Origin of the sequence: Vibrio sp. 10N.261.55.A7, from assembly GCF_002877365.1 — a bacterium.
Lineage (GTDB): Bacteria > Pseudomonadota > Gammaproteobacteria > Enterobacterales > Vibrionaceae > Vibrio.
On the sequence record NZ_MCWZ01000289.1, the window covers coordinates 1 to 16,287 of the forward strand.

The window sequence follows — 16,287 nt, forward strand, 5'->3', positions numbered from 1 at the left end:
TAAATAATTTATGTTCAATGAAAACATTGAAAAAGAGGTGGTGTACAACATTACACTCACTCAATATTTAACATAATATACATAATACGCACTTAGATATAGAGCTTATCTGGGCTGTTTCTAGTCCCATTCGTCCATTCTAAAGCGTGTTACGCCGAAGTTTTTACGTGCATACTCCATTGCATCTTCCATTGTCTCGTATGGCCCATGGATCTTAACGTTGTGTTTTGCATTGGCCACTGACATAAACCACTCGCCGATTAAGAACTCATTGTCTGCCAGTTCGTTTACTTCTTTAAAGTTTAAACCGACGACATTCGACACCATGCATTGAACTTGGTTGGTATCGTCTCGATAACCAAGCACCTTTAACTAGTTCTTGTCCAACTTCACTCATGATTAAGACCTCTTTGAGTAAACTCAGACTATCCTAACTATTTGAATTAAATCATTTGCTACATCTCAATTAGAACCTTACGGTTTCAATTTAGGCTCTTGAAATTTACTTCTTCAAACTTACTAGTATTTTACCCACTGTGGCTTACTAGCGATTCTTGTTACCACAGCCTAAATACGTAATACGGACATCAATTAAAGTAAGGCTCTATTATTTCATCTAGCAAGCCACTTTGTTTTTGTTTTAAAAACTCGCCATTAAACATTTCCACAAACTCATCTTTATATGGCAAATTTGCGTTACCAGCGCGATAGCCGATATACCCAAATTCTTCATCTACATTTTTTGTCAATACCAACCAATCAGCACTTTCAATCGTACCTTTCACTAGCATTTCTTTTACTGTCCATTCAACAGAAAGAGCAACGTGCAGATAGCAGTCATTTCGCCTTTCATAAAGCATCATGATATTGGCTTCTGGGCTCTTGGCGGTTTGTACTTTTATATGGCCATCTTCCACAGCTTTCCAAAAATCAGGCGCGCCTAAATTGAACCCTGTGTTTACACCCACACTTAACCCATGAAAACTACGTGGCCATATAATAGGCTGTTTTAACTCACTAACCACTGATTCATGGCAGTAAACGGAAACCTTTTCTTTAACCAAAGGCTCAGAGTAAGGCTCAATGAATGGGCGTTCATCAGGAAGGTAATAGATTGGTGCTAAAGCAAACCCTTTTTCATGTTCCATTAGCATTAACCCCCTATTCCACGGTATCGCTTCCAACGTCACGTCGAACCCCGTCATTTCTTGCACAACACTTCGCACTAAACTCGGATAAATACCGACCAAACTATCTCCCGACTTGTAGCTATACGGTGGGAAGTTTTGATCGAAATACAAAGTAACGGGCGTCGCCTTTGCACAAACGACAGGAGCATAGGCCAAAGAAAGAATCATTAATAGACTGCTTTTCATCAAGATACTCTTAAAGCGAGAACACAAACAAAAGTATAGTGTAATAACCAGTTGTAATTTCTATTTTGTACATAAGCCAACAACCTACGTTATTCTCGTGTCTATTTGGGTCAGGATTGACTTAGGTTTTACTCAAAAAATACCCTGCTGATTTCATCAATTAGCGTGTATATTGCCAGCAAGCTTGCTTGCCTTTATCGATAGAAAGCAGAACAAACCGTATTCATTGCCCTACTACACTTGAGCGAATACGATTAAACGACTAATTGGTTTATGCCGCTCATCTGTCTGCTGATCAGGAGTCCCTCAGCTTTCTATCTCTGTCTTGCTTCAGATTTAGTTTCAGTTTTACCAATAAAAAATGACTCGCTGAGTGGCGAGTCATTATTCTAGGCGATCTTAACAATTAAGGTATTCACGTATTTCCTAAGTGTTAGACAATAAATTTATTCAAAATAGCGTCCTGCTCTCGAACATTTTCTGTTTGTACTAGCATAGCGTCATTAGCATTGGATGCCGCGTCAGACACTTGAACAGAAAGGTCCTTAATCTTAACTGTATTATTGTTAATTTCTTCAGCAACGAGACTTTGTTCTTCTGCAGCAGAAGCAATCTGAATATTCATGTCGCTGATTTGTTGTATAGCTTCACGTATCCTACCTAACGCACCATTAGCTTCCTGAGCACGTGCCACCGCATTGATTGCCGTTTCCTTACTCTGGTTCATCGCATTTGATACCGAGCTCGCCCCTGCTTGCAGTTGCTCAATCATATTACGAATCTCAGTTGTCGATTCTTGAGTTCGTTGAGCAAGCGTTCTTACCTCGTCAGCAACAACAGCAAATCCGCGACCAGATTCTCCTGCACGTGCAGCCTCAATGGCGGCATTCAAAGCAAGCAAGTTGGTTTGATCGGCAATATCGTTGATGACTTTAAGGATGGTCTCAATATTGTCCGTTGCTGATTCAAGAACCTGCACTTCAGATACCGCTTCATCAATTCTGGTTGATAGCTCGTCAATGGCGCCTGTTGTGTCATTCACGACAGACGTTCCATCAACCGTGGCATCATCGGCTACTTTAGCGGCAGATGCCGCGCCTTGAGCGTTTGAGGCTACATCCGCTGATGTCGTCGCCATTTCATGCATCGCGGTTGCCAGTTGTTCTAGTTCATGAAGCTGGTCTTGCATTGCGCTTGCGGATTGTTGCAAACCACTCGATGTCGTTTCGGATCCTCTCAATATATCCACTCCAATCGCCTTCGACTGACTGATCAGTTGCTGTAGCGTTCCAGTAAACGTATTAAAGCCCGTTGCCAGCTTAGAAAACTCTTGGTCAGTGTTCGTATCTAAACGTTGGGTCAAATCCCCCTCGCCTGACGCCACATCTTGGATTGCCGTATTTAGCACGTCCAAAGGTTTCATTAATGTTTTAATCAGTACGAGTAGCAAAGCGATACTTACTATCAGCGCGACAAGGGTGTAAACAATAGAGCTATTACGTAGATCATTGATTGAAGCATAAGCAATACTTTCATCCAGCACGACGCCAACATGCCAGTTCTCACCAGGGACAGCAGAAAAATCAAGTGAGTACGCTGTATCATTGAGTGTGATATGTTGAGGCTGATCGAGAATACTCACATTCGGCATATAATCAGACATTGGTGTACCATTCTTATCGGAATCTGGATGCGCGATGGTTGTGCCGTCCCCAGCCACAATGAATACATACCCAGCATTAAAGAGTTGTACTTGGTTAACCAACTCAGCAAGTCGAGCTAGAGACACATCATAAAAGATCGCACCAATAAAACGCCCGTTATCATTAACCGGTGTTGCAATAGAGACTAAGATTTCACTGGTCGCTGAATCTGCATAAGGAGCGGTTATAATCAATCGGTTTGCTGCTTTGGCATCTTTGTACCATGGTCTCGCTCTAGGGTCCCATGTTGGGCCTGGGTTCCAGTTTGGGTCGTTATTAATATTGGAACCATCGCTTTCAAAACCTAATCCAGCAAGCAAAAAAGTGTCTTTTACGATAGGACGTGTAATGACGTTCTCAATTCTTCCTGGAGTGAGATCCGACTCGATCATACTGGTTGCGTAGGCAGCGATAGCTTTTCCGCCGTTAATCTCTGCCGCCACTGTGTTCCTAACACCATCGACTATCTCTGTAACACTCGCCTCCACTTGCTGCTTGAGTTCATTTTGCATCGTGAAGTACTGCTTAGCAGTGAGTGCCGAAACAGTCACCAGAAGCAATAGAGATGAGGCCGCGACAATTTTATGGCTAAATTTCATGACTATCCCTTAGTTGAATTTTTGATCGCTATTTATACTTTTATAGTTAAAAACATCGATTTATCCAGTTCTAAAGGCTATTTGGGGGAAATTAATTTGAGTTAGGTTTATCTTCTGCTTACAGTTTTGCGATAAATTCGAAACATCTGACGAATGGGCTGTGGAGAATGACGAATAAGTTCTGAGAAAAACTGGTCCCTTGCTGAGGTATCTCGCACAGTATTTAGCGTTTTAAGTCCTTAGTTTCTTTCATTTATCTTTAGCCATCCGCCTCAATTAGTTTCATTCCTGAATGTGTTAGGATCAGAGAAACTCCGCTATCAGAGAGTTGACTGGTTTTATCTACAGGTTTTTAGATGCAATATGAATGTGTAAGTATTTTTGAGAATCTGAATAGCGGTACTTCTTTTTCTTGTTAAGAAGCTTTTTACTTTCACGACAAATAAATGAACTGCCTGTCCCGCTTACTCGACGAATTGAAACATAGTTACCCGACTGTTTCATTTCAAGTATGAGGTCGCAAAACTGATTATTCTCAAAGTCTATTTTTCGCAACTGCTTTGATAGTTGGTTCTTAATTTTTCTTGCTGTGGAATTGTAATCCGAATCGTCTTGAGCATATGAGCTGACGCTAACCAGAAAACAAAGAAATACTAAATTTATTAACTTCATAAAGGCCTCCAATGAGGCACTTTATCATCATGAGTTAAAAGGCAGGATGGATAGGTATGAAAATTGAGATCGGTCAGGTTAGCTCATGTAACCGCGATGTTTAACATTAAGCACGCTTATTACTCGAGGTATTCTTGAACCCCTGATGCGGAAAAACGTTACGAATTCTCTGTTGGACTTTTTTAGGAACGGCATCGGAAAACTTCAGCTTAGTGCCTGTACGCTGCTGATAAACTTTAAACGACCCATCAAATGGCACGATACTCGCTATTTCTTCAACATTATTCCGAAACTTAGCGGGGAAATGCCCTTTCACCTTAGAGATCTTACCCGCTATAAAGGTAACCTTAAGCACTGGTCTATCAACCGCGACTAGCCAAAATACAAGTATTACTGCAACCAAAACTACGTATAACATCGCTTCCCCCTCACTTATTTAATTGGACAATAGTTTGTTCAAATCCTGTTTCAAATCATTAACTGTTTGGCTTGCCTTTTCACTTCGAGACGCTTCAGTAAGAAGGTATTCAATCGCATCGGATAATGTGCAACCTAACTCATTTGCTCTATAAGAAAGCTTTTCCCAAACGCGATAGTCTAAATCAATGGACTTCTTTTTGGTGTGCAATTGTTCTGCATTGAAATGGCGCTTACGCTTGGCTCTAATTGCTTGCTTCATTTTGTTATCAAGCTCAAGAGACATATTCTCTTCGATCCAATCGAGTACCAGGGTGGGTTCATGCTCTAAATCTCGAAGTGCGTTAACAGCCGCTTGCTCTTCACTAGAGTCAATATACCGAGTAATAGAGATACCTTCTTTCCACTTCTTTATTAGATACTGCCACTTCCAACCACACTCTAAATTCTCAAGCTGCTGATACTTCATTATTCTATCCCTAGGTTCAATATGGTGACAGCGTAACTCTACTTACACCTTTTGACAATTATCTTGCTCTAAATTCTAGAGAAAGATCGTTTTATCTATGCCGAAATGCCCTTTTACGTTACAATTTTCAACCCTTTATCAGTCATACGACGGCAATGAATGAATCAAGAAATCTGGCGCGCGGTTACGCCACAATACGACGCTTATAAACAAACTATTGAAGGCCTATCTTCTATACAAAGCAAAGCGTTTATGGAGACACAAAACCGCTTATCCGGAGCAATTGATCAATTTATTGGCCTCACAGGTGTTTCAAGGGTGATGATGATTAACGCACCTGATAACGCCTTGTATCGCAATTTAATTGCAAAACAGATAAAAGATAACTGTAAAACGCCAAGCTCTGTGATCTACAGCGAGACGCTCAACCCTTCAGCAGTCTTTGGCCAATATAAAGCAGAAAATGGCGAGCTCGTTCAACAAATTCCCGGTTTGCTAGACAACGCAAATAACGGCTACCTAATTCTCACTGCGACATTCATTCTTGCAAACCCTAGAAGTTGGTTAAAGGTAAAGTCAGCGGTTTTAGGCCAAAGTGTTTCACCACTTAACATGGACACGAAACATGAACTAAGTGTGAAGATAGAAAAGCATTACAACCTTAAGATTGTCATTGTTGGTGATAGAGAGCAGTTAGCTGAAATTGACTATTTGGATGCCGACATTCATTCAGGGCTTTGCTTATTTAGCGAATTAGAACTCGAACTGCCCGTCTCTCACGAAAACATAGAACTTTACTTGGGCTACCTTAACTGGATAACGGAAAGTTACTCGCTTCCTTCATTGACATCTTCATCAATTGAACGCTTATTGGTCGCTGGAGCTCGCTATACCGAAGATCAAGGATATATCCCTATTTGCTTAATGTGGCATTTGGCGCTCCTTCAAGAATCAGCCCTAATATCCAACGATCAAACAATCTCATTTGATGATCTTGATAGCGCCATTGTAAACAAAAAGTACAGAGAGTCTTACCTGCCAGAGCGAGCTTTGTCCGATATTCTTGATGGTCAAGTCATCATTGAAACCAGTGGCCATCACATTGGTCAGGTAAATGCGCTCACCGTTATTGATGTGGCAGGCCACCCTTTATCGTATGGTGAGCCAGCTCGTATATCTTGTGTTATACACTTTGGTGATGGCGACGTTTCAGACGTAGAACGCAAAGTTGATTTAGCGGGTAATCTCCATGCAAAAGGCATGATGATAATGCAAGCCTTTGTTAGCAGCGCATTGCAGCTAGACGAACCATTACCCTATTCTGCTTCACTGGTATTTGAACAGTCATACAGTGAAGTTGATGGCGACAGTGCATCTCTTGCAGAGCTATGTTGCTTTGTAAGCGCTTTGTCTGAATACCCTATTAACCAAGAGATTTCAGTCACTGGCGCTGTTGACCAATTCGGGCGAGTACAAGCGGTCGGCGGACTCAACGAAAAGATCGAAGGTTTTTACCACGTATGTAAACACCAAGGCTTCACTGGCAATCAAGGTGTTATTTTACCTCGATCTAATTTGAAGCATTTAGCTTTGGAAAAAGCAGTAATAGAGAGTATTAAATCTGGCGAGTTTCACATTTGGCCGGTATCAAATGTCGACGAAGCCGTACCTATCTTAATGGATAAACCTTTTAGAGGTGATGATGACGATAGTGTCATCAGCAAAATCGCTGAACGCATTGAAAACTTTGAAAGACTTGAACATCCGCCAGGAATTGTTGAGCGGTTCAAAAACTGGCTCTCATCATACTGATCGGAGTTGTTTAGCGTACACCTGTTCACTAACATGCACCTATCAGAAATTGGAGTATTGATAAAATGCAAAACAAACGTGATTCTTACGACCGTGATGACCTACTAGCCTCAAGCCGAGGTGAATTATTTGGCCCTGGTTACCCTCAACTACCCGCTCCTAACATGCTTATGATGGACCGTGTTAGCAAAATGTCAGAAACTGAAGGTGACTTCGGTAAAGGCTTAGTTGTCGCTGAGTTAGATATTACTCCTGACCTTTGGTTTTTTGATTGCCACTTCCCAGGTGACCCTGTAATGCCTGGTTGTTTAGGCCTAGATGCCATGTGGCAACTTGTTGGCTTCTACCTAGGTTGGGTTGGCGGCAAAGGCAAAGGCCGTGCTTTAGGCGTTGGTGAAGTTAAATTTACAGGCCAAGTCCTACCGACAGCTCAGAAAGTTACCTATGAAATCCACATGAAGCGCGTTGTAAATCGTCGCTTAGTCATGGGTGTTGCTGATGGTCGAGTACTTGTTGATGGTAAAGAGATTTACGTAGCAAAAGATCTTAAAGTTGGTCTTTTCCAAGATACCTCATCGTTCTAATTCGTAGACTTATAAATTAGCGACTTAGTGGAGTCGCTTTTTTGTAATGAAATATTTAGTTATAGTGCATTAAGGTATGTTTATATAGCCCCTTATGGGGCTAACTTTTCTGTACTCTGTATGTGGAAAGAAGTTATTTATACAGACCAGCTTGCTTGTCGTCTCTGGCATCGCGCCACCCACCTAACCAGTAAGACTTCGTATCCATTTGTTGATACGGGCAGTTTTCAGACGAACGTCCGTTTAATCCTGCTTTATAGCCTTGAGATTGAGCTCTTTCTAGGCGGTCACGCTTTTGTCTCTTCATAGTGTCGTCCTCATACATGAACATGGTGTCTAAACTACTACTATTAAACTTCAATGGAGTTTTTGTTACTCCAACATAAAGATTCGATCAAAATGATCCTTTTCTCAAGAAAAAAAAAAGCACAGCATCAAAAGTGTGACGCTGTGCTACAGATTACAATTTAACCTATTTTCTACGCAGGTAAACCAAGCCAAATAATGCAAACATGGCCCAACCTATGCTTCCACCTTTCCTTTCTACCACTGGTTCTTCAATACCTCGAGGCTGAATATTGGCGCTGTTAGCGCCTTGTATCGGAATGAGCTTAACAGCAACGGTTTCTTCCGTTGTATTACCACCACCACAATAAGAGTTATGAGTCGTATTGTCATAACCGCCGGTACATTTAATCGCGGTTGCAGAAATAACACCTGCATCGTTGATATCTGTAGCGTCAATTATGCGGTATTGGTTCGCATGACCCGTTGCATTGTCATCGTTGGTAAGATTATCAAGATACTGGGCTTTATTTTCAAAAATCGCTGCTCGAGTTGTATCGGTGTTTGTAAAGCTGTACGGATAAATAAAGCCGCGTAGACGACGTGGCTTACCTTTATTCTCACGAGTATCCTCAGCGTCAATTTGACCAACTATTTCGTTATAGTTGTTAATCGCACCGGCTTTACCACCAGCGCCGTTAAAGAAGATCCCACCAGAAAGGAAGGTTGCTGACGGTGAAGTCTGACTTGCATCAGTGACAAATAGTAGGTTTCCAGCAGCACCATTTTGAGGGAAATACCCGCTTCGCTTAGCAGTACCAATTGCCAACAAATTGTTGTTAATTCCTGTTGCGACAGAATTACTATGAATAGTGTCGCCACTTATACGCTGTTGAGCGCCAGAGATCACACGAGTAGTCCAATCATCCTTCGTCACATAACCCGTTGTGGAAACGAAGATAGACGCATCATAATAGTTGTCATCACCATAGGTGTTATAGCCAACTGCATAGATATTCGTGCCGCTAATGGCAATATCTCGCATACTGCCTTGCGCGAGTAATTCACCATCTTTCTCTAAATTGCTTGGCCAATCAAGTTCAACAGGTGCTTCGCCAGCGCGCCAGATAGCGGCCTTGGATGAGTGATGAGTTCCTTGATCGTTTGCAGCTGATTTCGCTATGCTACCCACTGAAAACGTACCCGTAGAATCAACAGCCCACGCTCTACCCTGTTTCCAGTCTCCGTTAGAAGCACTGCCGGTTTGAGTGACAGGTGATACAATTTCGTTGCGAGTCCCACCAGCAATGCTCTGGTTACCAACGGCTTCTTTGCCGGAAGTTAAACTATTAATGACATTATTAAACTTATTCGTATAAGTTCCGCCTTCGACAAATGCCAACGCATTAGAGGTAGTACTACCATTTCTTTCAGCGTCCCACGGAGCCCAATGTTCGTTAGCCCAAGTTTCACACGTTGAATACAAAAGTTCACGATAACAGTAGTTCTTAAAGTCATCATACTCTTGGATATAACTAAAGCCTCTATCCATCGCAAACGGCGCTTCTTCTCTATAACTTAAACCGTCCACAGTTTGTCGGGTTTCACCAGCTAGGACATATTCACTGCTAGAACATGCATCGCCAAAACAACCTAATGCACTTGCCTGCTTATTACCTGGTTCAATCGCCACACCATAGGCTTTCGCGTACTCACCAGAACCAATACCCACAGGTTGAACTTCTTCAATAGTATACAAAGCTGCGTTTGCAGTTGTCGCAGCTAAAACGGTTGCTGCTATAGAAGACAATTTAAATACTTTATTACTTCTCAAAATTTAACTTTCCTGTTGCATAGCTTCGAGCTCTTCCCATCGCTCGAAAGCGGATTCTAACTCCTGCTCAGTAGCAGAGAGCTTATCTAATGTTGTTTGAGTCTCATCGATAGACTTAGTAAAGAAGCTGGGATCATTGACTACTGTCTGTAATTCTTCAATTTCTTGCTCTAACTCTTCTAAGCGCGCTGGCAAGGATTCCAATTCTCTTTGCAGCTTATAAGATAACTTCTTCGGTTTAGCCTTTGAAATTGTCTTTTTGGGAGTTTCCTCAACTACTTTCTTTGGTTCCGCTGGTTTTTGCGTCAAACGAGTTTTATTAACTTGCGTTCTTTGTTGCTGAGCGTCGTGATAGCCCCCAACAAACTCCTCAATAACGCCATCCCCTTCGAAGATCCAACTTGTCATCACCGTATTATCGACAAACTGACGATCGTGACTGACAAGAAGAAGCGTACCCTGATAGTTGGCAAGCAAATCTTCTAAAAGTTCCAAAGTTTCGATATCTAAATCGTTGGTTGGCTCATCAAGAATTAATAAGTTATTCTGCTTGAGGAAAATTCGAGCGAGTAATAGGCGGTTCTTTTCGCCACCAGACAGAGCCTTAACTGGAGTACGCGCTCGTTTAGGGGCAAAGAGAAAATCCTGCAAATAACTAAGGGCGTGTCGTTCTCTACCACCAACCATGACTTCTTGTTTACCATCGGCTAAGTTATCAATAACTGACTTCTCGGGATCAAGAATTTCACGATATTGGTCAAAGTAAGCGACTTCAAGCTTAGTACCACAATGTAGGCGACCGGAATCAGGTTTCAGTTTATCCAACAGCAGTTTAAGTAACGTACTCTTACCACAGCCATTGGGTCCTATCAGCGCGATGCGATCTCCACGCATGATATTAAAGCTGAAGTTAGAAACGATCTGTTTTCCTTCAATTTGATAACTGATGTTTTCTGCTTCAAATACAATCTTACCTGAACGCGCTGCAGTATCGATATTAAGGTTAACTTTACCTTGAACCTCACGACGGTTGCCACGCTCTTCACGAAGCTTCTTAAGCGCACGTACACGACCTTCATTACGCGTCCGACGGGCTTTAATACCTTGTCTGATCCAAACTTCTTCTTGAGCAAGCTTTTTGTCAAATTCTGCATTCTGCATCTCTTCTACACGCAGAAGTTCTTCTTTTTCGACAAGGTAGTTCTCATAATCACCAGGGAATGAGTTTAGTTTTCCTCTGTCGAGATCAACAATTCGTGTGGCCATCGATTTGATGAACGCCCGGTCATGCGAAATGAAGATAATAGAACCACGAAAATCTTTTAGATAATTCTCTAGCCACTCAATGGTTGTCACATCAAGGTGGTTAGTCGGTTCGTCAAGAAGAAGGACATCAGGATCACTGACTAGCGCACGAGCAAGCGCGGCTTTACGTTGCCATCCGCCTGAAAGGTCCGTCAGTTTAGTCGATTCGTCCAAATTCAAAGACGCAAGAACGTTTTTAATTCGGTCTTCAAATCGCCATGCGTTAGCATGGTCGAGTTGATCTTGAATGCGAGCCAACTTATTGATATTTGATTCACTTGGATCAGTTGCCATAAGATCTAGAAGATCATGGTAGATCTTAAGCTTCTCACCGACTTCAGCTAAGCCACCAGATACGTAGTCGAAGACAGTGCCTTCTTCATTTCTTGGTGGATCTTGTTCTAAGCGTGATACGACAACATCTTGTGTGATGGTCAACTTCCCATCATCCATGATTACGTTACCGGACAGCACTTTCATTAATGTAGATTTACCCGCACCATTGCGGCCTACTAAACAAACTCTTTCATTTTCTTGAAGCGCAAAGTCTGAGTGATCAAGTAAAGGGTGATCACCAAAAGCTAATAATCCATTATGAATGGTAAGTAATGCCATTTTTATCCAACCAAGTTCTTAATTCTTGTGAGTTAAAAGGCCAATTAAGTTCAGATTGTTCGAATCTAACCACTGGTATAGTGACCCCGTAACGTAAAAAAAGTGTTTCATCAAAAGCAATATCAACAATTTCAATATCACTTTCTAAATTACACGCTGATAAAAGCTGATGTGCCATCTCACATAGATGGCAACCTTCGGTGCTGTAGAGTGTTATCAAGTCTCTTCCTAACTAGTTGTTTAAATGCGTGATTAACCAGCAGTTGTGGATGTGTTTGTTTCTCGAAAAATCCAGAGGCAACGTTGAAGACGAAATATTTTTCGCGTGTAAGCCCAGCTCTTTCAATGCATCAACGTCCATCTTAAAGTGGCGCTTGTTATTGGAAAACACGATCGTGCCCTCTTCTCTCAATAATCGTTTTAAGTCGGTCATTAACTGAATATGGTCACGCTGGATGTCGAATGATTGCTCCATACGTTTAGAGTTTGAGAACGTAGGCGGATCGATAAAGATAAGATCATATTGATTATCGGAGTGACTTAACCATTTAAGACAGTCGGCTTGCTCAAATTTATGCTCACGTCCAACCTTTCCATTCAGTGTCATGTTGTCTTTCGCCCACTCTAAGTAAGTATTAGACATATCGACCGTTGTTGTGGATTTCGCACCGCCACAAGCAGCATGAACAGTTGCAGAACCGGTGTAAGCAAATAGGTTTAAGAAATCTTTCCCAGCGGCCATCTCACCAAGCTTACGTCGTGTGATCTTATGATCCAAGAATAAACCAGTATCGAGGTAATCATGAAGATTCACTATGAGTTTCACGCCATACTCATGAACTTCTAGTCGCTCAGATTGTTGACCTAGTTTTTGATACTGTGAACGCCCTTTCTGCTTCTCTCGAACTTTGAGTACGACTTTGTTCGCCTCAATGCCTGTTACGTCAATAGCAGCTCTAATGACATCCGTTAATCGGCGCTTTGCGGTCTCTTCCGGAATATCTTTCGGCGCGGCGTATTCTTGAATGACTAAATGATCAAGGTATATATCTATTGCTACATTGTATTCAGGCAAATCAGCATCATAAATACGGTAGCACTCTAACTGCTCTTTACGAGCCCACTTACCTATCTTTCCAATGTTCTTCTTCAATCGATTTGAAAAGTCTGGCGCAATCACTACCGCTTCTTTGCTCGTATCAACAGAATCTGATCGTTTAGCAGAGATCGAATAGTTCTTTTGGTGACACGGTAACGCACCGTTATTCAACTTGTATGTTTTGTCCGCTCTCATGCGTATACAAGCCAATAGCTCTTCAGAACTAGAGAATATTGATGCTTTGCTACCCCCGAATTCACTCTTCAATTGAGCACCAAAGGCAGTATAGAGCGCAATCAAACCAGGATGCGTACCTAATCGCTCACCATAAGGAGGGTTGGACACGATTACGCCTGATTCAAACCCTTCTGGGCGTTTCAACTCAGCGGCATCAGACAACTCAAATTGAATGAGGCTTTCAACACCTGCACGTCGGGCATTATCTCGCGCTGTTCTAAGTACTCTTTCATCGTTATCAAAACCAAAGAACTTACAGTCAATTTTATTGACACCACGACGGGATTGAACAGAAGCTTCCGTTTTAACCTCTGTCCATAGCTCAGGTTCAAAGTCTTCTAAGGACTCAAAACCCCATTTCTGACGCTTGATACCAGGGGCAATATTCGCTGCCATCATAGCCGCTTCTATGACTAGAGTGCCTGAACCACACATTGGGTCTAAGAATTCTGTTGATGCGTCCCAGCCACTTCTAAGGATAATGGCTGCAGCCAATGTCTCTCGTAGTGGTGCTCGACCGGACTCAGGGCGGTAACCACGTTGATGCAAGCCGCCGCCTACCATGTCAATTCCGAGAATGGCTTTATCACGATGAAGACGAACGTGAACACGAAGATCGGCTTGATCTTTGCTGATCGAAGGTCTTGGTAGGTTCTTTTTAGTGAAGCAGTCTACGATGGCATCTTTAACTTTCATCGCGCCGTATTGGCTATTGCGAATTTCTCGGTTCGTACCATTAAAATCAACGACAAATTTCTTAGAACTGTGGAAATGATTGACCCAATTAACAGCCGTGGCTGATAAGTACAGGTCCATATCATCATTACACGTAAATTCAGCAAGAACACGAACGAATCTTGAAGCCAATCGGCTCCATAGGCAGCAACGATATATTTGGTCAGTGGACGCTTTAAACTTTACTCCTGCTTGAACAGGTTTCGGGTTCTGAATGCCTAGTTTGATTAGCTCTTCAACCAGTAAATTTTCAAGGCCGTTTGAGGTTACTGCTAGATATTGATGCATAGTGCTCTTTAACTATTAAAAAATGACCCCGCATTATACCTGACTATCGATTTATTGATCAGTTGTTCCGATAAATTTCTTAGTTTCTTTGCTTTAACTGTCCAAATTTGAATCAGTTCTTGTCATTGAGCTTTCTTACAAGTCATCAAAATCGCTTTAGAACCGCTTCCCTTTATTTATCTGGCTTAAGACAGTAGTGAATACTTATTCGCATGAGTTTTGGACTATACCAGAATGGGTTTTTGCGTGTAATTAGATTACATTTCTCCCTAAAATAGGAATAAATGTGGAAAAATCAGCCTATATTGCCCTTTTTACTTTAAGAATAGAGGCAAAATAAATTGAAATAATCGATTTGGTTCACTATTGATGAGACAGTTTGGGTCACATTAAGGCAGGTAAAGGAGGTTTTAAAGGCAAAAAAAATCGGCCATAAGCCGATAAAAAACGTAAAGGAACAAATTTTAACTAACCGACTAAAGCAATCGGTGTCGTTTGGAACATGGAATTGGCCAACGCCATACGGTCATGCATCACTTTTATAGCCTGACCAAAGACAAGATGTTTTGATGAAGTCAACGAAAATGCATCGATATCGATAGATGCGATCAGACTAGCTGACTCACCCACTTCTAAGATAATGAAATAGCCATCACTATGCTGATTCGTTAATCTTACGATGTCTCCTTCACAAGGCGTGCAGTCGCCATGCTGAGAGTCGAAAAACCAACTCTTAGGCTGTACTGGTTTATGAAAACGTTTCGCTGCGACACAGTATAGAGCGAGCTCAGCTTGGCGTGGCTCACTGATAGGAAGTAGACAGATTTGTTCTTTAAATGTTTGAAATGCAGAAGCATCATCAACAGAAAATTCGTTAATACCAACAGCACAATCAACTAGAAGTTTTCTAGGTAAATTGGTTTTGAACACGATATCATCACCAAGGTCCAGCATAAGATTGCTTTCCTTGTCATCGTAGTACCAAGTCCATTTGTCGCTGGGTTTAAGCATCGTATCACTCTCTAATTGTACGAATTATCAACAGATTAAGTAGTTAGCCTACTTACCTTTTGCTCTTGATTAGAATAATTCTACGAGTGAATCAATAAAAAAAAAGAGGAAATGATTTCTCATTCCCTCTTAGACGCTGATTATAGATGCACAGAAAATAAAGTGACAACGTCATCTATTCGTTGTGATTTCTATAAGACATGAAGCCAATCGATTTATAAATTAGTCACAATATTTTGAACGAGCTTTGGCCCATGATAAATAAAGCCAGAATAGACTTGAACAAGTTGAGCGCCGGCCATTAATTTTTCTTTCGCAGACACGTAAGAGTCAACACCACCTACCCCAATGATCGGAAGTTTGTCACCCAATTCTTCGTGCAAACGACGAACAACTTCTGTACTTCGAGCTTGTACTGGGCGACCACTCAAACCACCTGCTTCATTCGCATGTTTCATACCTTCGACAATAGAACGATCTAATGTGGTATTCGTTGCGATCACGCCATCGATCTTACTCTTAAGCAATGACTCACAGATTTGGCTAATCTCATCATCACTCAGATCAGGTGCGATCTTTAAAGCTAGCGGAACATATTTACTGTATTTCTCGGCAAGTTCTGTTTGTTTCGTTTTTAACTCAGACAATAGCTCGTCAAGCGCTTCGCCATATTGAAGGCTGCGCAGTCCAGGTGTGTTTGGTGAAGAGATATTAACGGCAATGTAGTCTGCGTACTGATATACCTTCTCCATACAGATCAAGTAATCTTCGGCACCATTTTCGATTGGCGTATCTTTGTTTTTACCAATGTTAATACCTAGAATACAGTTGTACTTGGCCTTTTTAACATTTTCAACAAGATTATCCACACCCAGGTTATTGAAGCCCATTCGGTTAATAATCCCTTCCGCTTCGACTAAACGAAACAATCTTGGCTTATCATTTCCTGATTGAGGACGAGGAGTAACAGTACCAACCTCCACAAATCCAAAACCCATTGCATCGAAAGCTTCGATACACTCACCATTTTTGTCCAAACCGGCCGCAAGCCCTACAGGGTTTCTAAAAGTTAAACCCATGCACTCAACGGTTCGAGCTGGTAGCTGCTGGCGGTAAAGTAGATCGAGTGGTGTACCCGTTACACGTTTGAAATTTTGAATTGCAAGATCATGTGCCTTTTCGGCATCAAGTTGGAAAAAGCCAGTTCTGGCTAGACGGTAAAGCATTGTGCCTCCGAAAGAATAAA

14 protein-coding genes are annotated in these 16,287 nt (G+C 41.8%); 2 read left to right on the forward strand and 12 right to left on the reverse strand.

Going from position 1 to position 16,287, the window contains the following annotated elements; all coding sequences use genetic code 11:
* Positions 1-120: 120 nt before the first annotated feature.
* The 5 genes from BCU12_RS14830 to matP all read right to left on the reverse strand — a co-directional run bounded on the left by BCU12_RS14830 (position 121) and on the right by matP (position 5,236).
* A complete protein-coding gene (locus BCU12_RS14830) occupies positions 121-366 on the reverse strand; it encodes a hypothetical protein (protein WP_198599341.1) in 246 nt (81 codons plus the stop codon).
* A 221-nt stretch (positions 367-587) separates the two neighbouring features.
* Entirely contained in the window at positions 588-1,376 is a 789-nt protein-coding gene (locus BCU12_RS14835) for a transporter substrate-binding domain-containing protein (protein ID WP_102405034.1), read from the reverse strand.
* Positions 1,377-1,809: 433 nt separating this feature from the next.
* A complete protein-coding gene (locus BCU12_RS14840) occupies positions 1,810-3,678 on the reverse strand; it encodes a methyl-accepting chemotaxis protein (protein ID WP_102405035.1) in 1,869 nt (622 codons plus the stop codon).
* 778 nt (positions 3,679-4,456) lie between these two features.
* A complete protein-coding gene (locus BCU12_RS14850) occupies positions 4,457-4,768 on the reverse strand; it encodes a DUF3634 family protein (protein ID WP_102405037.1) in 312 nt (103 codons plus the stop codon).
* Between the two features lie 18 nt (positions 4,769-4,786).
* Positions 4,787-5,236, reverse strand: a complete 450-nt coding sequence (gene matP / locus BCU12_RS14855; protein WP_102405038.1) for a macrodomain Ter protein MatP — start codon at positions 5,234-5,236, stop codon at positions 4,787-4,789.
* A 159-nt stretch (positions 5,237-5,395) separates the two neighbouring features.
* On the opposite strand from matP, the gene BCU12_RS14860 reads away from it, so the two are divergent.
* Entirely contained in the window at positions 5,396-7,048 is a 1,653-nt protein-coding gene (locus BCU12_RS14860; RefSeq protein ID WP_102405039.1) for a Lon protease family protein, read from the forward strand.
* A 65-nt stretch (positions 7,049-7,113) separates the two neighbouring features.
* Positions 7,114-7,632: a bifunctional 3-hydroxydecanoyl-ACP dehydratase/trans-2-decenoyl-ACP isomerase gene (gene fabA, locus BCU12_RS14865; protein ID WP_102405040.1), complete on the forward strand. Its 519-nt coding sequence runs from the start codon at positions 7,114-7,116 to the stop codon at positions 7,630-7,632.
* Positions 7,633-7,765: 133 nt separating this feature from the next.
* Here fabA and rmf read toward each other — a convergent pair whose 3' ends face one another.
* The 7 genes from rmf to pyrD form a co-directional block, all read right to left on the reverse strand.
* Positions 7,766-7,939: a ribosome modulation factor gene (gene rmf / locus BCU12_RS14870; protein WP_102405041.1), complete on the reverse strand. Its 174-nt coding sequence runs from the start codon at positions 7,937-7,939 to the stop codon at positions 7,766-7,768.
* A gap of 165 nt (positions 7,940-8,104) precedes the next feature.
* Entirely contained in the window at positions 8,105-9,751 is a 1,647-nt protein-coding gene (locus tag BCU12_RS14875; protein ID WP_102405042.1) for a DUF3466 family protein, read from the reverse strand.
* Positions 9,752-9,754: 3 nt separating this feature from the next.
* Positions 9,755-11,671: an ABC transporter ATP-binding protein gene (locus tag BCU12_RS14880; protein WP_102405043.1), complete on the reverse strand. Its 1,917-nt coding sequence runs from the start codon at positions 11,669-11,671 to the stop codon at positions 9,755-9,757.
* Complete coding sequence (locus BCU12_RS14885; RefSeq protein WP_102405044.1) at positions 11,649-11,891, reverse strand: glutaredoxin family protein; 243 nt, start codon at positions 11,889-11,891, stop codon at positions 11,649-11,651. Before BCU12_RS14885 ends, BCU12_RS14880 begins: the two co-directional genes overlap by 23 nt.
* A gap of 12 nt (positions 11,892-11,903) precedes the next feature.
* Positions 11,904-14,030 carry a bifunctional 23S rRNA (guanine(2069)-N(7))-methyltransferase RlmK/23S rRNA (guanine(2445)-N(2))-methyltransferase RlmL gene (rlmKL, locus tag BCU12_RS14890; protein WP_102405045.1) on the reverse strand — a complete coding sequence of 709 codons (2,127 nt, stop codon included), beginning with the start codon at positions 14,028-14,030 and terminating at the stop codon, positions 11,904-11,906.
* Between the two features lie 468 nt (positions 14,031-14,498).
* The gene (locus tag BCU12_RS14895) at positions 14,499-15,041 is read right to left on the reverse strand and encodes a cell division protein ZapC (RefSeq protein ID WP_102405046.1); all 543 of its coding nucleotides are present in this window, start codon (positions 15,039-15,041) and stop codon (positions 14,499-14,501) included.
* A 215-nt stretch (positions 15,042-15,256) separates the two neighbouring features.
* Complete coding sequence (gene pyrD / locus BCU12_RS14900; RefSeq protein WP_102405047.1) at positions 15,257-16,267, reverse strand: quinone-dependent dihydroorotate dehydrogenase; 1,011 nt, start codon at positions 16,265-16,267, stop codon at positions 15,257-15,259.
* Positions 16,268-16,287 lie beyond the last annotated feature (20 nt).

What these genes read in the sequence shown, in the direction of transcription:
- BCU12_RS14895 (WP_102405046.1), bottom strand. Translation starts at nt 15,041, where the DNA reads ATGCTTAAACCCAGCGACAAATGGACTTGGTACTACGATGACAAGGAA.
- BCU12_RS14840 (WP_102405035.1), bottom strand. Translation starts at nt 3,678, where the DNA reads ATGAAATTTAGCCATAAAATTGTCGCGGCCTCATCTCTATTGCTTCTG.
- BCU12_RS14860 (WP_102405039.1), top strand. Translation starts at nt 5,396, where the DNA reads ATGAATCAAGAAATCTGGCGCGCGGTTACGCCACAATACGACGCTTAT.
- pyrD (WP_102405047.1), bottom strand. Translation starts at nt 16,267, where the DNA reads ATGCTTTACCGTCTAGCCAGAACTGGCTTTTTCCAACTTGATGCCGAA.
- rmf (WP_102405041.1), bottom strand. Translation starts at nt 7,939, where the DNA reads ATGAAGAGACAAAAGCGTGACCGCCTAGAAAGAGCTCAATCTCAAGGC.
- BCU12_RS14835 (WP_102405034.1), bottom strand. Translation starts at nt 1,376, where the DNA reads ATGAAAAGCAGTCTATTAATGATTCTTTCTTTGGCCTATGCTCCTGTC.
- BCU12_RS14850 (WP_102405037.1), bottom strand. Translation starts at nt 4,768, where the DNA reads ATGTTATACGTAGTTTTGGTTGCAGTAATACTTGTATTTTGGCTAGTC.
- matP (WP_102405038.1), bottom strand. Translation starts at nt 5,236, where the DNA reads ATGAAGTATCAGCAGCTTGAGAATTTAGAGTGTGGTTGGAAGTGGCAG.
- BCU12_RS14880 (WP_102405043.1), bottom strand. Translation starts at nt 11,671, where the DNA reads ATGGCATTACTTACCATTCATAATGGATTATTAGCTTTTGGTGATCAC.
- rlmKL (WP_102405045.1), bottom strand. Translation starts at nt 14,030, where the DNA reads ATGCATCAATATCTAGCAGTAACCTCAAACGGCCTTGAAAATTTACTG.
- fabA (WP_102405040.1), top strand. Translation starts at nt 7,114, where the DNA reads ATGCAAAACAAACGTGATTCTTACGACCGTGATGACCTACTAGCCTCA.